Origin of the sequence: Bacillus sp. 7_6_55CFAA_CT2, assembly GCF_000238655.1 — a bacterium.
Taxonomy (GTDB): domain Bacteria; phylum Bacillota; class Bacilli; order Bacillales; family Bacillaceae_G; genus Bacillus_A; species Bacillus_A cereus.
The window spans coordinates 140,883-157,211 of the sequence record NZ_JH414712.1 but is presented as its reverse complement, the minus strand read 5'-3'; the positions used below and the strand labels follow the sequence as shown (position 1 = coordinate 157,211).

Here is a 16,329-nt window from a genome sequence, read left to right as displayed (position 1 = left end):
TAATTAAGGATTATTTTCACTTTTTACCAAGCATTACACAAAACACCCAAGAATTATCAAAGGTTCTCCTTCGTCTGTTTAACCTCCTACAGCACAACGGACGAAAATCTCATCGGTACGAGAAAAAGACAGTCTTTGATATTTTGGGTGTTGTTTATGAGTATACCACTTCTAATCCTCAGGTAGCATAGTAAAAAATTGAAACCTGTCAGGGTTTATTTGATATGCCTACTTTTATAAAATCTATAAAAGATAATAAAAAATTATATAAAAAAACACATTTTGTTTGAAAATATCCCTTAAGTTGATGGATGTGGGGTAGCGCCACATAGCTATCAAGCTAAGATTATGTAAAATCAATTTCAGGTGAGAAGGTTTTGAAAAAGCTGATTTTGTATTAAATAAACCAAAAGATATTTTGAATTTACTTTAACCAAGCTCGTGTCTAATAAAGAAATTTGGTTATTGTTGGCGCTATCTTTCAGTGAAGGTTTTATTGATATTCTAATTTTATTAGCATAAAACACCTTAATTCTAGTTAACTTTATGCTTCTTATTAAAATTCCTGGCAAAGTTTATGGGTTAATAATTAACCTACGGCTAATTTATAGGTAAACTGATAATCAAAGTGTTAGCTTGATGGAAATAAAATAAAAGAACTCTTTTTAAATGTAGTTGGAAATTTAATTAAAAAATATGAGGTTTAATCCATAATAATTACAAATTAATTAATAAGAAAACAAAGAGTGATTCCTCTTTTTATACCGTTTTATTAAACCGGAAAAACTTCAATTTTTGTTGGCTTTGAAAACCTACGTTCTAATTCTCTTTTAATCTTATTAACAGCAAAAACTTCTGAGGATGCATGAACTTTAGCTACCTTTTTTATAGCAGTATTACCCGTGACTAAAATATAACTTACCGAATACGATGAAATCATATATTCACCCTTTCAATGTAACATGTTGTTATAATATATGATCCTTATCTTAACTCTATGAAAGAAATGTAAATTAATATAAAGTTTCCTTTTTAATTCATAGCATATACTTAACTAAATATTAATGAAAAAAGGCCCCTTTTCTCGTTGAAAAGAGGCCTTTTACCGTATCATATTAAGGTTTTTCGGGTACTAGTAATAGTAAGTAATGTACTGGGATACAATTTATTTACTATGCAATTAAGTATAGCATGTATATATCATAAAAGGCTGTGTCAAATTTACGAATAAATATAGTATCAAAATACTTATAGATAACCAAGTACTGAAGTTAAACTATTTTCATACTTCTGCAGTTGACTAAAATTTAAATGAAACTTTAAATTGAGATTAATTATCCAAAGTTCTTATCTCTTCGGGAGTATCTTTGTATTTTTTATTTTCTTTCAACAATCTATAAAACTCACTTTTTAATATATTTTTTTCGCGTTCTAGTTTCTTTTGATGGCTAGTTAATTCATTTATACGCTTCGCACTTTCTTGTATTTTTAAATACATGCTCATAATCAACCTCCCAATAAATTATGCTTAAATATATGAGGTTTTTGTACAAAAAATACGGTGAAATTTTTTGTACAAAGGAAGCTTTTCTTTGGTAGTCATTATAGCCTTGCTATCTAGAGTTTATGTGTGGAGACATAAAAACTTCATAGGAAAATTATCTTTACTTCATATCAGCTTCAGGAGCATGCGATAATTTATGTGCATAATAACACTAAAAAGAAAGAGGTAATCAAGATGTCACTTGAAACAAACATTATTCTTTCTTTATTAGATGTACAACTGTGAATTGCTCATTATCGGGATAATAGTCGCATACAAGTAAAATAAATTCAGCACCATACTCAAATAAGTACGCAAGTGTAAGTAAAGTAAATTAGACATTTATACATATTTTGTATATAAATTAACCAGTTCCTTATATGTTAAGGAACTGGTTGTTGACTTATTAGAAAAAGTTATATTTTATTAATTAGTTCTTGGGTCTTTAGTTTTCGTTATTGGAAGTTAAAAGTGCCTATGTTTTAAAGTTCTGTGAAGAGTTTTTTCCATTTTTGTGCTATTTCACTATCTGTATTTATACCCTTAGAATCTATGAAGGTTTCCCATTGCCAGATCTCAGCCCCAATTAAATGCAAATCAGTAAACTTTTCAATAAACTCAATAAAATTATCTGCTACATAAGTGACTGAATCTTCTTCATGGTCCCAGTAAACAACAGCTGCATCTTCGTTATTAGAATTCAAATCTAAAGCAAGATAATCACCGTTGGGAACGGTATAGAATGCTAATTTTTGTCGTAAGTTTTCACCATAATTATCTCCTACATCCTTTAAGCTATCTGCAACTTCTGCTAAGTCCTCAATCGAATCTAAATTCCAACATAGTTCACCTGCAAAGATATCATCAAATTCAGCTGGTATAGAAAGTTCATCTGGAAAGGACCATCTAAGCTCTACTTACTTTGAAAATTTCACTAAAACTTCTTTGAAGCTAATAGGGAGAGGATAGCCTAATTGTTGTTCTGTTAATTTAATTTCTTCTTCTGTTGCTGATTTTTCAACAACGAAAGATTCAATATCCCCTTTAATTTTTTCTATTTGATGAAACGTTTCGTTCCAGTTATTAATCCAATTTTGACTGTTCAACATAGCCAGTCCTCTCTTTTTATGTATTTATAAGATTAGATTATCATGGTAAAGCTTATTTGTATTAAAGTTTTTTTAATGAATACTCTATTCATTTCTAGTTCACATAACGTCTCATTATCGATAGCAAGGAAAAAGGAGAAACCCTAGTCTTACAAGGGAACCTCCTTTTTTGTTCTATCAATCTATGCAATTTTTAATACATTCCTAGTACGGTTTTAGGTTTTAGGTTTTAGGTTTTAGGTTTTAGGTTTGTTACTAGATCAGCCGAAATGCTGCGGTACCCATTAAATAGCAAGTGTAGAAATTGCTTGTTTGTATATTAATTGTTGTTTATTACGAATCATCATTAGGATGGTAAATTTATCTGTTGCAAGAATCTTCCCACGTACTGGAACGCCATTCTTTAAAATTACTGTAACTACCCCTTGTTTCTTTGTATTTACTTTTCTTCTAATACCTGCTGCTTTTCACTGTTGGATATTTGTGATTCCCATTCACTTTCTATTTTTCTAAACCATTTTCCTATTTTGCTTAGATAATATCTTTTTATTTCACCATTAGGAATCCAAATTTCACGTTCCTGTATTTGATTCATCACTTCATGAAGAATCTCATCATGTTCATACTTTCTAGGTTTTCTATAATGTGTTTTTACAAACTGTGTATATTCTCTACGTAACCAATTAGAAATATGTTGTCTTTGTCTTTGCTTGAGATGTGACCATTTTTTATTTGTTTGAAGGATTTTTCCATTTACTTTTATGTGGTTTTTCATCGACACTCATCCCCTTTTACTAGCAAAACGAATATATCACTATCGTATCACATTTAAATCGAAATACTGCTCTAGGTACATATTTCGCAAGAAATCTATCCAAAATATATACAATATATTCTCCATTTAGCTGATTAAGTCTACACAAGATTAAATGTAGACTATTATTGTATTGTTTTAGTTTTTTAAAGTATTACAGTATGTGAAATTATTATTTTAACTATAAAAAAAAGCCCCTTGAAAGGGGCACTTATTTGACAAGGTACTGTTCTATTTCTTTTATTAATAGTTCTGCACCTTCTGGACTTAATGAGATCTTACCCTTTGCTAATGCTATGTTACGATTTGACACTTCTCCTGTTAATGCACAAACATGACCAGGCTGATACTTCTGTAAAATGATGTCTTCCCCTTCTACAAAAATTTCTAATGGTGATTTTTCTTTAATCCCAAGCGTATTTCTAAGTTCCTTTGGAATTACTATACGCCCTAATTCATCCACTTTTCTAGTTACTCCGGTTGCTTTCATCCAGCATATTTCCCCATTTCATTATCAATTTGTACCCAAGTTATTCTTTACTATTGTAACAGGATTTCTCCACATATGAGAAACATAATAATCCCAAAACTAACGATCATAACCAGAAATTCTTTAAATCTTTGCTGAAAGGAAATACGTCCTTCTTCCTCTTTTCGCAATACTGCGTAAAATAACTATTCTTTTATGGATTAAGGCATGAATTTCCTGTCAAGGAGTTACTTCAACTCGTTAATATTACTCGTAGTACGTACTATTATTGGATGAAACAGCTCAATCATCCTAATCCAAATGCGGAGGTAAAAGAACTGATACAAGCTATTTATGATTAACACGATGGGTGTTATGGCTAGTAACAATACAGCTCATTCTTTCGTTTTGGAGTATTTCAAAATGTTAACTGGATGGGTATGTACGGTGACCTCTGCTTAATTATCAGAAAAACATTAACCTTTAATTGTATACACGGTAATTACCATTATTTTCCGATAACAGCATCATAATAAATCTTTCCTTTTCCTCTTTTTATCAGTATTGGAAGGTAAAGAGGGGGCTAGGCACAAAAACAGGTTGTGGAGAAAGTCTTCTTCACAACCTGAGGGTAATTTATATATCCAAATATGATCTGTTCTTTTAACTATTTAGTCTTTTATAGTCGATATAACTAGAGTCATAATAAATCCACTGACCTGTTCCAATTCTTAGCCAGCCATTCTTTTCTTCATATACTGTAACTTTTTCACCTTTACTTGTCTTTCTAACAATAGAATAGTTTGTACCTGAGCCGCTTCGAACATTTACCCCAATACCATTAATTTGAGCCGTTCCAATTACCTTTTCAACACTACCATTTTCAATTACTTGTAGCATATTTAGAATGAATGTTGCTGTTTCACCACGAGTTGTTGTTCCTTTAGGGTCGTATTGATTTTCACCCTTACCTTTGACAATACCTAAGCCATACAATCTTTGTACATCTTCTTTATAGCTAATTTGGTCTTTGTCTGAGAATGGTAGGTTTACAACTGGTCCCCATATACCTTTATACTGTAAAGCCTTGTTTACAATAATTGCTGATTCTTCTCTTGTAATAGGTGTGTTTGGGTCAAAATAACCATCTCCTCTACCTTGAATGATACCTGCACTTGCAGTACGTTTAATAGCATCTCGTAAAGTTGAATTTGCATCGTTTAGGTCTTTAAATGAAGCATCTCCAGCTGGCAGGTTTAGAGATTTAGAGATTAATTGAGCAAATTCGGCTCTTGTTATCGCTCTATTGGGTGCGAAAACTCCGTTTCCTTCCCCTATCATAATACCCCTTCTATTTAACTCTCGAATAGCTTCTTCATACCAACCTCCTGTAATGTCATCTTTTGGTTGATAAAGATTATTATAATATCCCTCAACGCTATTTACGAATACATCCCATTGCCCATTATTAATCATGTTAGCAGGGCAGATTTTACCGCTCCATTTTTGGTGTTTTACAATGTTATTTAACGGTACACCAGTTTCTTTCATTAAATATGCTACAAGTTTCTTAGCGTTATCTACCGCTTTACTGTAGTTTCCGTCACTGTTAACTGCGATTTCAATTGCAATAGATTCTCTATTACCTGGACCATCACCGTCTCCTGCGTGCCATCCGTTCTCGTTTAATGGTAGATGTTGATAAATCTCTTTATCGTCTACTGTAAAATGCCACGATGCAGCTCGGTCTGTGTTCCCTACTGCTTGGTTATATAGGTATTGAGCGTGGTTTCTAGCACCTGCTCCTACACTTGTATTATCAGTCTCATGAATTGTAATATACTTTGGACTCATGTAGTTTTGAGGACGAATATTATCGTTACCTGCTGGAACAATCCATTCAGTGAATGGAACACCGTTTATTGTACTAGAGGTGCTAGGTGATATGGGAGACAGACTACGTTTTGTTCTGTTTGAATTGTTAGGAACAGTTAATGTACCTGTTTCTTCATGAATACCTTCTGAACGTTGAAGACTATCTACTTTCTTATTGTCGACAGTACCTCCACCACGTCCGTCTACCTCTTCAAAACTAGCTTCAATACTTTTTAAAGCCTGTTCATCTGTTGTTTGAAGTTGGTCTGTGTTACCTTGCAATTGAAGGCTTGTAGATTGCTTATTGTTTACTGATTGTTGTTCCTCTGCAAACGATACCAATGGTGAAGATAATACCGTTAATCCTGCCGTGAATGCTACTACTTTTTTATTAAATTTAATATTCATTTTGAATTTGGTATATCTTACTATTTTAATAGATATACCTTCCTCCTTGTACTTCTTTTAGTCTGAATAATAGTGTGAATAATAATAGCCTGAACCTCAAAGATAATGCCTTAATTTTTCATTTCATATGATAAACCGAAATCTATAAGTCCTACTAGATATATCAGTATTTCAGAATTATAACACAGCACGATTGCAAAAATATAATTAAATAACATAAATAACCTTTAATGTATAGAACGGTTCTGGTGCAAAAATCCCAAGGCTCTTACAGCTAATATCTTAATCTTGAACATACTGATAGTATGAATCTAAAAAGAAGCATAATCAGTTAATCTATTTTCACACCAAAACCATTTTAGCTCCTATATAAAAAATACACCCCTTCTTTTCATTTTATTATTTCTTTTTACCTAGCGATTTAAGGCCACGTTTAATAACATCATAGAAACTTAGAGATTGTGACATATGACCTGGATCTACATATTCTCGTATAGCCCGAAGAACTTTCTTAGGTTCCTTAGAAGAAAAGGTGAAGATTCCATTTCTCTTGGTTTCAATAGCATAACGTGGAATCCATTTACCCTTAAACATTACAGAAGCTATAACATAATCTACTTCCTCCCATGGAATTTGAATAAATTTACGCGTATCACGAGAATTATAAAATTCAAACCCTTTATCACCAATCATAATTTTCCCATAGTCTGTAAGTCCCGTAAAAGCGGTAGCATCTATTACTAAATCTACCTTTGTATTAATTGATTGAACCATCATATCCGCTCCATTTCATTTATCCTATTTATAATTCGTTGCTTCAAATAATTAAGCCAATACAAAAAGTGGCTGAAACGATAATCGACAGCCACTTTTGTATACGAACTATTATCAATTTATAGGCTACTAATCTACACTTTAATCTCAACAATTCCTAAATAATAAATCTTAAGAATTGAAAACGTCAGCAACTTAAATTATAAAAGCCCGATTACGTGACCAACTACCCCAACTACAAATAATGAAAGAATAATAACAATTGGGCTGACTTTTTTCTTCAGCAACCACATGCAGAAGAATGTCAGAAGCAATGCAGCTAAACCAGGAATTAATTGATCTAAGTTATCTTGCAAGGTAGTTACTTTCGTAGGTGACAGTGCCATTCCTGAGTTTACTTGTTCGAAAGATTGACGAATCCCTTCACCATTTCCAGGAAGTTTGTCCCACTCAATATACGCACCTTTATCTAACTGAACTTCAGATACAACTGGCTTGAATTTAATTGATACCCACCGTTCCACCAAGGCTGCAAGTACAAACATACCAAGGATTGATGCACCTTTTGTAATATCTTGTAATAATCCACCAGAAAGATCATCAGTGATTTTAGAACCGGCTTTATAACCAAATTCTTGTGTATACCACATAAATCCCCAACGGACCAGATTCCAAGCTAAGAAGAAAAGGATTGGCCCAAGGATATTCCCCCCCATTGCTAATGATGCTCCTAAAGCACCTAACATTGGACGTAAAGTAAACCAGAATACCGGATCACCAACACCGGCTAAAGGACCCATCATCCCAACTTTAACCCCTTGAATTGCCACATCATCAACTTCTGCACCATTAGCGCGTTCTTCTTCAAGTGCTAATGTAACTCCTAGAATTGGTGAAGCAATATAGGGGTGTGTATTAAAGAATTCCAAGTGACGTTTTAATGCTGCTTTTCGATCTTCTTTTGATTTATATAACTTTTTAATCGCTGGAATCATCGAGAAAGCCCAGCCACCATTCTGCATACGTTCATAGTTCCAAGAACCCTGAATAAATGTAGATCGCCATGCAACGGCTAAACGATCTCTTTTTGTTAATTTAATTTTTTCTGCCATTTGTCTTCTCCTCCTCCTAAATTAATAATCGTTTAAGATATCGTCAAGTGGGTCACCAGAGTTACCTCCACCACCATTTGAAGAACCACCCATTTTAGAAAGACTCAAATAAATAAGAGCTAAAGCTACACCCAATGCACCAAGTGCAATAAGTGTTAATTGAGAAATTGCTGCTATTACGAAACCAATAATGAAGAATGGCCATACTTCTTTTGTTGCCATCATATTAATAACTAATGCATAACCAACAGCAACAACCATTCCCCCACCTATAGCCATTCCATCAGTTAACCATGCAGGCATTGATTCCAAGAATCCTTGAACGCTTTGTGCAGGGATAAATAAAAGTGCTCCAGCAGGAATTGCAATTCGGATACCTTGTAAACATACCGCAGCGATGTGTAACACTTCAATTTTTTTTATATTTCCTTCTTCAGCTGCCGTATCCATCATGTGTACAATAGGAACAGCAAGTGTACGAACAATCATTGTTAAGAAAAGTCCTGCTACTGCAAGTGGTACCGCTACTGCAATTGCTGATGCAACACCGCTAACACCTTGCCCGCCTAATACTAAAATAATCGCTGATGCAACTGATGCCAATGCAGCATCTGGCGCTACGGCTGCTCCAATATTTGCCCATCCAAGTGCAATCATTTGAAGTGTACCGCCAAGAACAATACCAGCCTCCAGGTTACCTGTTACTAAACCGATTAGTGTACATGCCACTAGCGGTTGATGGAATTGAAATTCATCTAATATTCCTTCCATACCGGCTAGAAATGCAATTAGTATCACTAAAATTATTTCTATAGTAGACATTATGATCCCCCATTTCATTTAAATTTGCTATGTAACTACGATAATTCAACCTTCGCTTTTTTTAGAATATCATCCATGTTTGCACGAGAATCATTAGGTACTTTACGTACATCAAAATGAATGCCTTTTGCTTTCATTTTCTCGAAAGCCTCAACATCTTCTCTTCCCATAGAAAGAACCTTATTAACAACAACCTTTCCAGTTGAATGAGCCATAGAACCAACGTTAACTTCTTTAATATCCACACCACCCTCTATAACTCTCAGGACATCTAGTGGGTTTTCAAATAATACCAGTGCATTAGTATTACCAAAACGGGGATCTTTTTCAACTTCAATCATTTTGCTGATTGGAATAACATTGGCCTTAACCCCTGGTGGTGCCGCCTGTTCGATTAATTTCTTACGAAGATCGTCTTTAGACACTGCATCTGAAACTACGATAATACGATTTGGTTGTGTAGACTTTGTCCATGCAGTCGCTACCTGACCATGCAATAAACGAGAATCCACACGGACTAAAACAAACTTGATTTTCCCATCACCAACTACTGTACCGGGAGCAAGTCTGCCTTTTGCTTTTCCATCTTTAGCAACTGCAGTATCAGTATTTTCTTTGGGTTCCAGCTCTTCAGGTTTAATCCTGATCCCTTCTTTTGCTGTTTTAACGATTTGTGCTGCGATTTCTTGAGCAGACGTTATTGATAAACGAGATGCATAAGCTTCAATCACCATTGGTAAGCTCATACCAGCAACGATCGCCCAATTGTCTTTGTGTTCTTCATACAAGCCATTAGCTTGATTGAATGGAGTACCGCCCCATAGATCGACTAAGAATAATACTTCATCTTGATTATCAAAAGATGCAACTGCAGCTTCCATTTTCGCCCTCAAATCGCCTGGACCTTCGCTAGGCATTAAGGTAACAGCTTTAACATTTTCTTGTTCTCCAAAAATCATTGCGCCAGATTGTAAAATGCCTTCAGCAAATTGGCCATGGCTTGCTAGGATAATCCCTACCATCTCTCTACCTCCTAAATATTTCATCCTAATTTTTTCTGAATTGACGCAAACAACACAACTCTTCTTCTTCATTTCATCAATCTTTAACTATTAAAAACCAACTTTTTCTATCCTTGAGAAAACCACCTCCTAGGCTATTTAAATCTCACTTCTTTTATAAAATTTTGTTTACTACTAAAAATGAGTTTGTGAATCTCCAATTCATCATTTTCCAAATCATTACTTAAAACACATAATTTCTTAGGTAAAAGGTTCATAATCTTATAAAATAACCCACTAAAAGAAAACGCTTTCAAAATATAGAAAGAACATACCGTTAAAAATCGTTGTTTCAAATACACTTACTCTAAACCTAATCAACTATAAATAGACTGAGTTGCGTCAAACCAAAATAGGAGTAAAACTCCACTTGCGAATTGCCTTATTGATAAGGAAAGCGTTTATCTCGAAAAACATGATTATCAATGCAAACCAACATGACAGAAATCAATTTAAAGTTCTTTCGAATGATAAAAATACCATGTAAGTTTTTAATTACGCATATGTTACTCACCAAAAGTTCAATTGAATGACAGACTATACATATTTATCCTTTTCCCAAATAAAGAAAAGCACTGTTACTCGTATAATGAAATCGATTCCACTTACTAAAAACATTGCCGTTCTATCTGATAAGATGATTTATATCGCCTGCATACAAAATAACAAACAAAAAAACAATAACCCCCTCTTACGAGTCAGAAGTTTGCTAAAGATAGCTATCTAGAAAACAGTTTGTAGTTGGAGACAGAAATTTGATAAAAGAGTTGATTCGTCGCAAAAGAATATTTGGCATTGGTATTTTTGATCTTGGTTAGATTGGATATTTGCTCAACTTTAAAGAGAGTATGTATCAAATAATAATAATATTTGTAAAAAAACATAAATATAACAATATAAAAGCAGCTCGTTTATCAGTTCTCAAAAGAATAAAACCACTATCACCCTCTACAACGGTTATATATTCATTATATCCATTGTGAATTTTTTCACAATGGATATAAATTGAACATTTTATGAATAAAACAATTCCACATTATAAGAAATATATAGTGATTTTTTTAGCATACATTTTTTACTTAAATACCCCTTTGCATTATATGATCGATAGTAAACGTAGTTAACTAATTGATTTCTAATTGAAGTTTAATATATTAATTGCTTAATAAATCAATTGAAAACATATAGCTCCTATGATTCCTCCTATGGTACTACCAATTATGGGAATCCATGCGTATCCCCAATCCGAAGAGCCTTTATTACATATTGGTAAGATTTGATGTGCTAGTCTTGGGCCAAAATCTCGAGCTGGATTTAAAGCAAATCCAGTTGTTCCACCAAGAGATAAACCTATAGATACTATTAACGCTCCTATTATTATTGGAAGTAGTCCATCTGTAACTTTATTATGACTCATAGCTAAAATTGAAAATACAAATACTGCAGTGCCAATAATTTCACTTAACAAATTGAACGGCCAACTTTTTATTGCAGGGCTTGTAGAAAACACCGACAATATAATTTCTTGATTTTTAGTTTCTTTCCAATGCGGAAAATACTGGAGCCAGACAAATATTGAACCTAAAAAAGCCCCCATCAACTGTGCACCAATATAGGAAGGAACTTCACTCCAAGGAAATAACCCTATACAAGCAAAAGCAATTGTAACTGCAGGATTCAAATGTGCTCCACTTATGTTATCTACTATATATATAGCAAATGTAACTGCTAATCCCCAGCCAAGAGTAATTGCAATCCATCCGGAATTTTGTGCTTTGGATTTTTTTAGTAAAGTACCTGCTACAACGCCGTTTCCTAATAAAATAAGAACTAAGGTTCCAATTAATTCCCCCATAAATGGAGACATATTTATGACCCCCTTTTGTTATTTCAAATACCATTGTATAAACACAAGGGCATCATCAGCATCTTTCCCATCAAGAATTACATGTATTTCCGCTCCTCTTTTTACTGCTAAACCGATTAATTGAAGAGTGCTTTTTGCATTAACTTTTTTATCTTTAAATATAAACTTAACCGAACAATCATAATCCCTTAAGCCATCTACAATTTCACTTGCTGATTTTGCATGAATTCCATCCTTACGAGTTACAATCAATTTTCTTTCGATTCTCATAAGATTAGCTCCTTTTATATTTTTATAATGGTTTTCGCTTCAAGTACAGCCTTAAATCTTAAATATTTCTTCTAAAGTTCTGCCAATCCCTAATTCAACAACTGCTACGTAGGACCCTCTATTAATAGTGAATCTACTATTTTGATTTAATCACTCTTAATTAGAGCGCCTCCCAAATTTAGGAATACAATTACAACTCGTTCATTATAAATAACCTCTTGAATTTATCTGACGCTTCTACCTACTTATCGTTATCTACTACTCCTGCAGAAACTTTAAAAACACTGGAACTTAATCGGGCGAGTAAAGCTTTTAAATCTCTTAACTAGTAGATAAACATGAGAAACTAAAGCAATTCCTGCATTAGTCATCACAATTGCTCCCTAAGTTCATTAACAATTTCTTTTTCACCTATAAGAGATAAACATAGAGTTTCAAAGATAATAAAAGATGAGACTGCTCCTGGATCTAAATGACCAATAGACCTTTCTCCTAGAAAAGAAGCACGTCCTTTTTTAGCTAATAATGGCTTAGTTTTTTCCATTTGTTCTCTTGCAAAAATGATAAGACCAATAGGTTTTATTTTTTCTCCATTTCTTTGGATATACTTCAAAACAGGATCCCAAACATCAAGCATTGTTTTATCTCCAATCTGAGTTTTTCCTCTTAGACAAATGCCATTTACAGATTCTTGAAAAGCAAGTCCTAATTCATTGATTGTAATTTTATTTTTCCCTTTTAAAACACTACCAGCCCTTAAAAATGCTGTTCCATATAAAGGACCTGATGCACCTCCAACCTTTGAAATAAGTATCATTCCAATATCATGAAATACATTTCCAATATCATCATAGGCTGTATATGATATCTTTTTTTCAACCTCTTTAAACCCTCTATTCATATTAATACCATGATCTCCATCACCTATGAATTGATCAAGTTGCGTTAGGTTTTTTTTTGATACTCAAGTTGTTTTGCAGTAAGTTGCATCCAATTGATGATATGTCTTGGTGTAATATACATGTTGGCCCTCCTATTGTACACGCCAGTTAGTCGTATTTGCTGGATCATTAAGCAAAGCAGTTAATTGTTCATCTAGTTTTAATAAAGTAATAGAAAAACCGGCCATATCAATCGCTGTCATGTATTCCCCAACATATGTTTTACAGATATCGATACCAATTTTGTTTAATATTATGTTAATCATCTTATTTAAAATATATAATTCCATTAACGGCGTTCCACCTAAGCCGTTTACCATTACTGCAACTTTGTCACCAATCTTCAATTGCATATCACTTAAAATATGCTCTAAAAGGAGTTCAGCCATTTTATTAGCTGCTATCATACTAATACGATGAGTTCCAGGTTCACCGTGGATACCTATACCAACCTCTACTTCATTTTCATCAATTTTATAACCAACTGTACCAGCTCCAGGTATAGTACACGTTTTTAATGCCATGCCCATACTACGTATATTAGCAATTACTTTATTTGCAACATCTTCAACTTCTTTAAGCGATGCCCCTTTCTCAGCCATTGCTCCAGCTATTTTATGTACAAATATTGTTCCAGAAATTCCTCTTCTTCTCATAGTGTGTGAACTATTATCAATAGCAATATCATCATTAACAATGACTGTAGCAATCGGAATTCCCTGTGCTTCAGCCATTTCAGCAGCCATTTCAAAATTCATTATGTCTCCTGAGTAGTTTTTTACAATTAACAAAACCCCACTTCCAGTATCCACCTTTTGAATTGCTTTCAAAATCTGGTCTGGTGTAGGAGAAGTAAAAATTTCGCCAATTACAGCAGCATCAAGCATTCCTTTACCAACAAATCCAATATGCGCTGGTTCATGACCACTCCCGCCTCCGCTGACAATTGCCACTTTTCCTGGAAATGGACTATTAGCTCGAATAATTATATTTGTTTCAGCCATATTTTGTAGTTTATCAGAATGTGCAAACAACATTCCGTCAATCATATCCCTAACTACTTTTTCTGGATTATTAATAAATTTTTTCATGGCATCTATTCCTTTCCATTAGTCGCCGCTAGTACCCTAACATTTAATTTTATAATTTTATTCCCTCCTACAATTCCCTTTTATTATAAAAACCTATAATGATTTCACTTGGACATTTAGCTTTAAGCCTCCAATTTCATCTAAAAAGATTCTTCCAATGTTTGCTTGCTCAAATTTCCCTTTCCTCATGTGAAGTGCTCCAGTGAATACTCCTTTTTCATGCTCAAATAGCTCACTTTCAATTAAATTAGGGGGGATAGCCGCACAATTTACTAGAATAAACGACTTATCCTTTCTGAAAACAGCTTTATGGATACCTTTACCTATAAGTTCTTTTCCTGTTTCACTCTCTCCAGTAATAAGAATCGTAGAATCTAATTCTGCCACTTCATTCGCAACAAAGAGCGTCTTCATTAAAGTGTCACTATAAATAATAATGTCTGGAAAAGAGTTGTTTAGTTTTTTATATTTCGACAATTCACATTCTAAATACTTTATTCTTTTCTTTTCAAGAGTCAATTGGTCTAATAATGATTGTGTTTCATGAATAGATTCATCGTTAAAAGTATTCCGCTCAATTTTGCTATAAGTGTAGCTACGGCTCGAGCATGTGGACCATTTTTAGTATGAATATTAATTTCAATCCTTTGTATCATAAGAACCTATTTCATAATAATACGTGCATAAAAATACATAAAATTCAACCAGTGAATTTTATGTATTTTTATTTTCATTATTAAAACTCTAACTATTACATAATAAGATTTTTTATACAAAACCTGATAATATAGGTTTTTAATACTAATTTTCCCATTTCACCTTTCTTAAGAAATAGTATTTGATTTTTGATAATCATAACACTATCTTTTAATCCGTCATATAACAGACGAAAAATATACATAAAATATTCATAATTCTGTACTCAGAATTTTGATAACATTAGATTCAAGGCTAGATTTTCAGCTTACTTACAAAAAAATCAAGGAGTGATTATCATGGAACGTATCCTAATTAGCCCGCAAAAATATATTCAGGGAAGAAATGTAATTAAAAAAATTGGAGAGTATGTAAAACCTCTAGGAACCAATTTATTAGTTATTGTAGATGAATGTGTTTGGCATCTTGTTGGTGAAAAAGTTATGGAAAGCTTTCATAAACAAAATCTAAGCTTTGAAAAAGTCGGTTTTAATGGTGAAAGTTCTGAAAATGAAATTGCAAGAATTGAGAAAATAGGAAAAGAATTTGGTGCTGATGTAATCATTGGTATTGGTGGTGGTAAATCAGTAGACACAGCAAAAGCGGTAGGAGAAATTCTTTCGGCCAAAGTTGTAAGCGTTCCCACTATTGCCTCAACAGATGCACCAACCAGTTCTCTTTCTGTTATTTACTCTGATGATGGAGTATTTGAGAAATACAAATTTTATTTAAAAAATCCGGATATTATTTTAGTAGATTCCCAAGTCATTGCACAAGCTCCATCCAGATTTTTAGCTGCTGGGATTGGAGACGGAATGGCTACATGGATTGAAGCTAGAGCAAATTTAGAATCTCGAAAACCCGCTATGGCTGGAGGACTCTCTACCCTAGCAGCTGCTAAAATTGCAGAACTCTGCTGGGATACCTTATTTGAATATGGAGAAGCTGCGCTTTTAGCAGTTAAACAAAAAACTGTTACTCCAGCAGTTGAAGCCGTAATAGAGGCAAACACCTTACTTAGTGGACTTGGATTTGAAAGTGTCGGGTTAGCTGCAGCTCATGCCATCCATAATGGTTTTACTGTTTTACATGATAAGACTCATGATTTGATGCATGGAGAAAAGGTTGCATTTGGCACATTAGTACAAATGGCAATGGAATCTTGGACAACTGAAGAGCTATATAACTACATTGATTTCTGTATCAAACTCGGCCTACCTACTACACTTGAAGATTTGAACTTAGGTGATGCAAGTAAAGAAGAATTGATGAAAGTTGCAGAAGCTGCCTGTCAAGATGGTGAAACTATACATAATATGCCATTTGAAATTTCACCAGAAATGGTTTTTGATGCAATTATTGCTGCTGATGCTTATGCTACTGAGTATAAATTAAAAAAATCAATTTAAAATTACAATACAAAAAATTAATAAACTTTAATTAAACGTATTGTAAAAAATTAATTAAATGTATATTA

16 protein-coding genes and 3 pseudogenes are annotated in these 16,329 nt (G+C 33.5%); 3 read left to right on the top strand and 16 right to left on the bottom strand.

What is annotated here, in order from left to right:
• A pseudogene (locus HMPREF1014_RS24215) lies at positions 1-191 on the top strand (IS4 family transposase); the annotation flags it as partial.
• 1,139 nt (positions 192-1,330) lie between these two features.
• Here the strand turns inward: HMPREF1014_RS24215 and HMPREF1014_RS31400 are convergent.
• From HMPREF1014_RS31400 to HMPREF1014_RS24195, 6 genes are all read right to left on the bottom strand, one after another.
• A complete protein-coding gene (locus HMPREF1014_RS31400) occupies positions 1,331-1,504 on the bottom strand; it encodes a hypothetical protein (RefSeq protein WP_000063206.1) in 174 nt (57 codons plus the stop codon).
• Positions 1,505-2,025: 521 nt separating this feature from the next.
• Entirely contained in the window at positions 2,026-2,403 is a 378-nt protein-coding gene (locus HMPREF1014_RS30800) for an SMI1/KNR4 family protein (RefSeq protein WP_255344402.1), read from the bottom strand.
• 57 nt (positions 2,404-2,460) lie between these two features.
• Positions 2,461-2,652 (bottom strand): SMI1/KNR4 family protein, encoded by a 192-nt coding sequence (locus HMPREF1014_RS24205; RefSeq protein WP_000935110.1) that lies wholly within the window; start codon positions 2,650-2,652, stop codon positions 2,461-2,463.
• A 284-nt stretch (positions 2,653-2,936) separates the two neighbouring features.
• Positions 2,937-3,107: an RNA chaperone Hfq gene (locus HMPREF1014_RS30795; protein ID WP_080473710.1), complete on the bottom strand. Its 171-nt coding sequence runs from the start codon at positions 3,105-3,107 to the stop codon at positions 2,937-2,939.
• Positions 3,092-3,427 (bottom strand): hypothetical protein, encoded by a 336-nt coding sequence (locus HMPREF1014_RS24200; protein WP_000788511.1) that lies wholly within the window; start codon positions 3,425-3,427, stop codon positions 3,092-3,094. Before HMPREF1014_RS24200 ends, HMPREF1014_RS30795 begins: the two co-directional genes overlap by 16 nt.
• A gap of 250 nt (positions 3,428-3,677) precedes the next feature.
• Positions 3,678-3,956: an AbrB/MazE/SpoVT family DNA-binding domain-containing protein gene (locus tag HMPREF1014_RS24195; RefSeq protein ID WP_000648344.1), complete on the bottom strand. Its 279-nt coding sequence runs from the start codon at positions 3,954-3,956 to the stop codon at positions 3,678-3,680.
• 194 nt (positions 3,957-4,150) lie between these two features.
• On the opposite strand from HMPREF1014_RS24195, the pseudogene HMPREF1014_RS31135 reads away from it, so the two are divergent.
• A pseudogene (locus HMPREF1014_RS31135) lies at positions 4,151-4,294 on the top strand (IS3 family transposase); the annotation flags it as partial.
• 304 nt (positions 4,295-4,598) lie between these two features.
• Here the strand turns inward: HMPREF1014_RS31135 and HMPREF1014_RS24190 are convergent.
• From HMPREF1014_RS24190 to HMPREF1014_RS24145, 10 genes and pseudogenes are all read right to left on the bottom strand, one after another.
• Positions 4,599-6,218, bottom strand: a complete 1,620-nt coding sequence (locus tag HMPREF1014_RS24190) for an S-layer homology domain-containing protein (protein ID WP_001021940.1) — start codon at positions 6,216-6,218, stop codon at positions 4,599-4,601.
• Positions 6,219-6,617: 399 nt separating this feature from the next.
• Positions 6,618-6,995, bottom strand: coding sequence for a DUF956 family protein (locus HMPREF1014_RS24185; RefSeq protein WP_009327551.1), 378 nt, complete (start codon positions 6,993-6,995; stop codon positions 6,618-6,620).
• 197 nt (positions 6,996-7,192) lie between these two features.
• Positions 7,193-8,104 carry a PTS system mannose/fructose/sorbose family transporter subunit IID gene (locus HMPREF1014_RS24180; protein ID WP_000818295.1) on the bottom strand — a complete coding sequence of 304 codons (912 nt, stop codon included), beginning with the start codon at positions 8,102-8,104 and terminating at the stop codon, positions 7,193-7,195.
• A gap of 21 nt (positions 8,105-8,125) precedes the next feature.
• On the bottom strand, positions 8,126-8,926 hold the full coding sequence (locus HMPREF1014_RS24175; protein WP_000103758.1) for a PTS mannose/fructose/sorbose transporter subunit IIC: 801 nt from the start codon (positions 8,924-8,926) through the stop codon (positions 8,126-8,128).
• Positions 8,927-8,961: 35 nt separating this feature from the next.
• Complete coding sequence (locus HMPREF1014_RS24170) at positions 8,962-9,948, bottom strand: mannose/fructose/sorbose PTS transporter subunit IIA (protein WP_000232812.1); 987 nt, start codon at positions 9,946-9,948, stop codon at positions 8,962-8,964.
• A 1,201-nt stretch (positions 9,949-11,149) separates the two neighbouring features.
• Complete coding sequence (locus tag HMPREF1014_RS24165; protein ID WP_000074460.1) at positions 11,150-11,854, bottom strand: MIP/aquaporin family protein; 705 nt, start codon at positions 11,852-11,854, stop codon at positions 11,150-11,152.
• Between the two features lie 18 nt (positions 11,855-11,872).
• Positions 11,873-12,124 carry an HPr family phosphocarrier protein gene (locus HMPREF1014_RS24160; RefSeq protein ID WP_001217719.1) on the bottom strand — a complete coding sequence of 84 codons (252 nt, stop codon included), beginning with the start codon at positions 12,122-12,124 and terminating at the stop codon, positions 11,873-11,875.
• Between the two features lie 370 nt (positions 12,125-12,494).
• Positions 12,495-13,147, bottom strand: a pseudogene (dhaL, locus tag HMPREF1014_RS24155) (dihydroxyacetone kinase subunit DhaL).
• Between the two features lie 10 nt (positions 13,148-13,157).
• Positions 13,158-14,156: a dihydroxyacetone kinase subunit DhaK gene (dhaK, locus tag HMPREF1014_RS24150; protein WP_000713539.1), complete on the bottom strand. Its 999-nt coding sequence runs from the start codon at positions 14,154-14,156 to the stop codon at positions 13,158-13,160.
• A gap of 93 nt (positions 14,157-14,249) precedes the next feature.
• Positions 14,250-14,633 carry a sigma 54-interacting transcriptional regulator gene (locus HMPREF1014_RS24145; protein WP_025966274.1) on the bottom strand — a complete coding sequence of 128 codons (384 nt, stop codon included), beginning with the start codon at positions 14,631-14,633 and terminating at the stop codon, positions 14,250-14,252.
• A 518-nt stretch (positions 14,634-15,151) separates the two neighbouring features.
• On the opposite strand from HMPREF1014_RS24145, the gene HMPREF1014_RS24140 reads away from it, so the two are divergent.
• Positions 15,152-16,261, top strand: a complete 1,110-nt coding sequence (locus HMPREF1014_RS24140; protein WP_000439700.1) for a glycerol dehydrogenase — start codon at positions 15,152-15,154, stop codon at positions 16,259-16,261.
• Positions 16,262-16,329 lie beyond the last annotated feature (68 nt).

Bases quoted from the DNA above. Each gene is read 5' to 3' on its own strand.
- HMPREF1014_RS31400 (WP_000063206.1), bottom strand. From the start codon at position 1,504: ATGAGCATGTATTTAAAAATACAAGAAAGTGCGAAGCGTATAAATGAA.
- HMPREF1014_RS24205 (WP_000935110.1), bottom strand. From the start codon at position 2,652: ATGTTGAACAGTCAAAATTGGATTAATAACTGGAACGAAACGTTTCAT.
- HMPREF1014_RS24200 (WP_000788511.1), bottom strand. From the start codon at position 3,427: ATGAAAAACCACATAAAAGTAAATGGAAAAATCCTTCAAACAAATAAA.
- HMPREF1014_RS24195 (WP_000648344.1), bottom strand. From the start codon at position 3,956: ATGAAAGCAACCGGAGTAACTAGAAAAGTGGATGAATTAGGGCGTATA.
- HMPREF1014_RS24190 (WP_001021940.1), bottom strand. From the start codon at position 6,218: ATGAATATTAAATTTAATAAAAAAGTAGTAGCATTCACGGCAGGATTA.
- HMPREF1014_RS24185 (WP_009327551.1), bottom strand. From the start codon at position 6,995: ATGATGGTTCAATCAATTAATACAAAGGTAGATTTAGTAATAGATGCT.
- HMPREF1014_RS24180 (WP_000818295.1), bottom strand. From the start codon at position 8,104: ATGGCAGAAAAAATTAAATTAACAAAAAGAGATCGTTTAGCCGTTGCA.
- HMPREF1014_RS24175 (WP_000103758.1), bottom strand. From the start codon at position 8,926: ATGTCTACTATAGAAATAATTTTAGTGATACTAATTGCATTTCTAGCC.
- HMPREF1014_RS24170 (WP_000232812.1), bottom strand. From the start codon at position 9,948: ATGGTAGGGATTATCCTAGCAAGCCATGGCCAATTTGCTGAAGGCATT.
- HMPREF1014_RS24165 (WP_000074460.1), bottom strand. From the start codon at position 11,854: ATGTCTCCATTTATGGGGGAATTAATTGGAACCTTAGTTCTTATTTTA.
- HMPREF1014_RS24160 (WP_001217719.1), bottom strand. From the start codon at position 12,124: ATGAGAATCGAAAGAAAATTGATTGTAACTCGTAAGGATGGAATTCAT.
- dhaK (WP_000713539.1), bottom strand. From the start codon at position 14,156: ATGAAAAAATTTATTAATAATCCAGAAAAAGTAGTTAGGGATATGATT.
- HMPREF1014_RS24140 (WP_000439700.1), top strand. From the start codon at position 15,152: ATGGAACGTATCCTAATTAGCCCGCAAAAATATATTCAGGGAAGAAAT.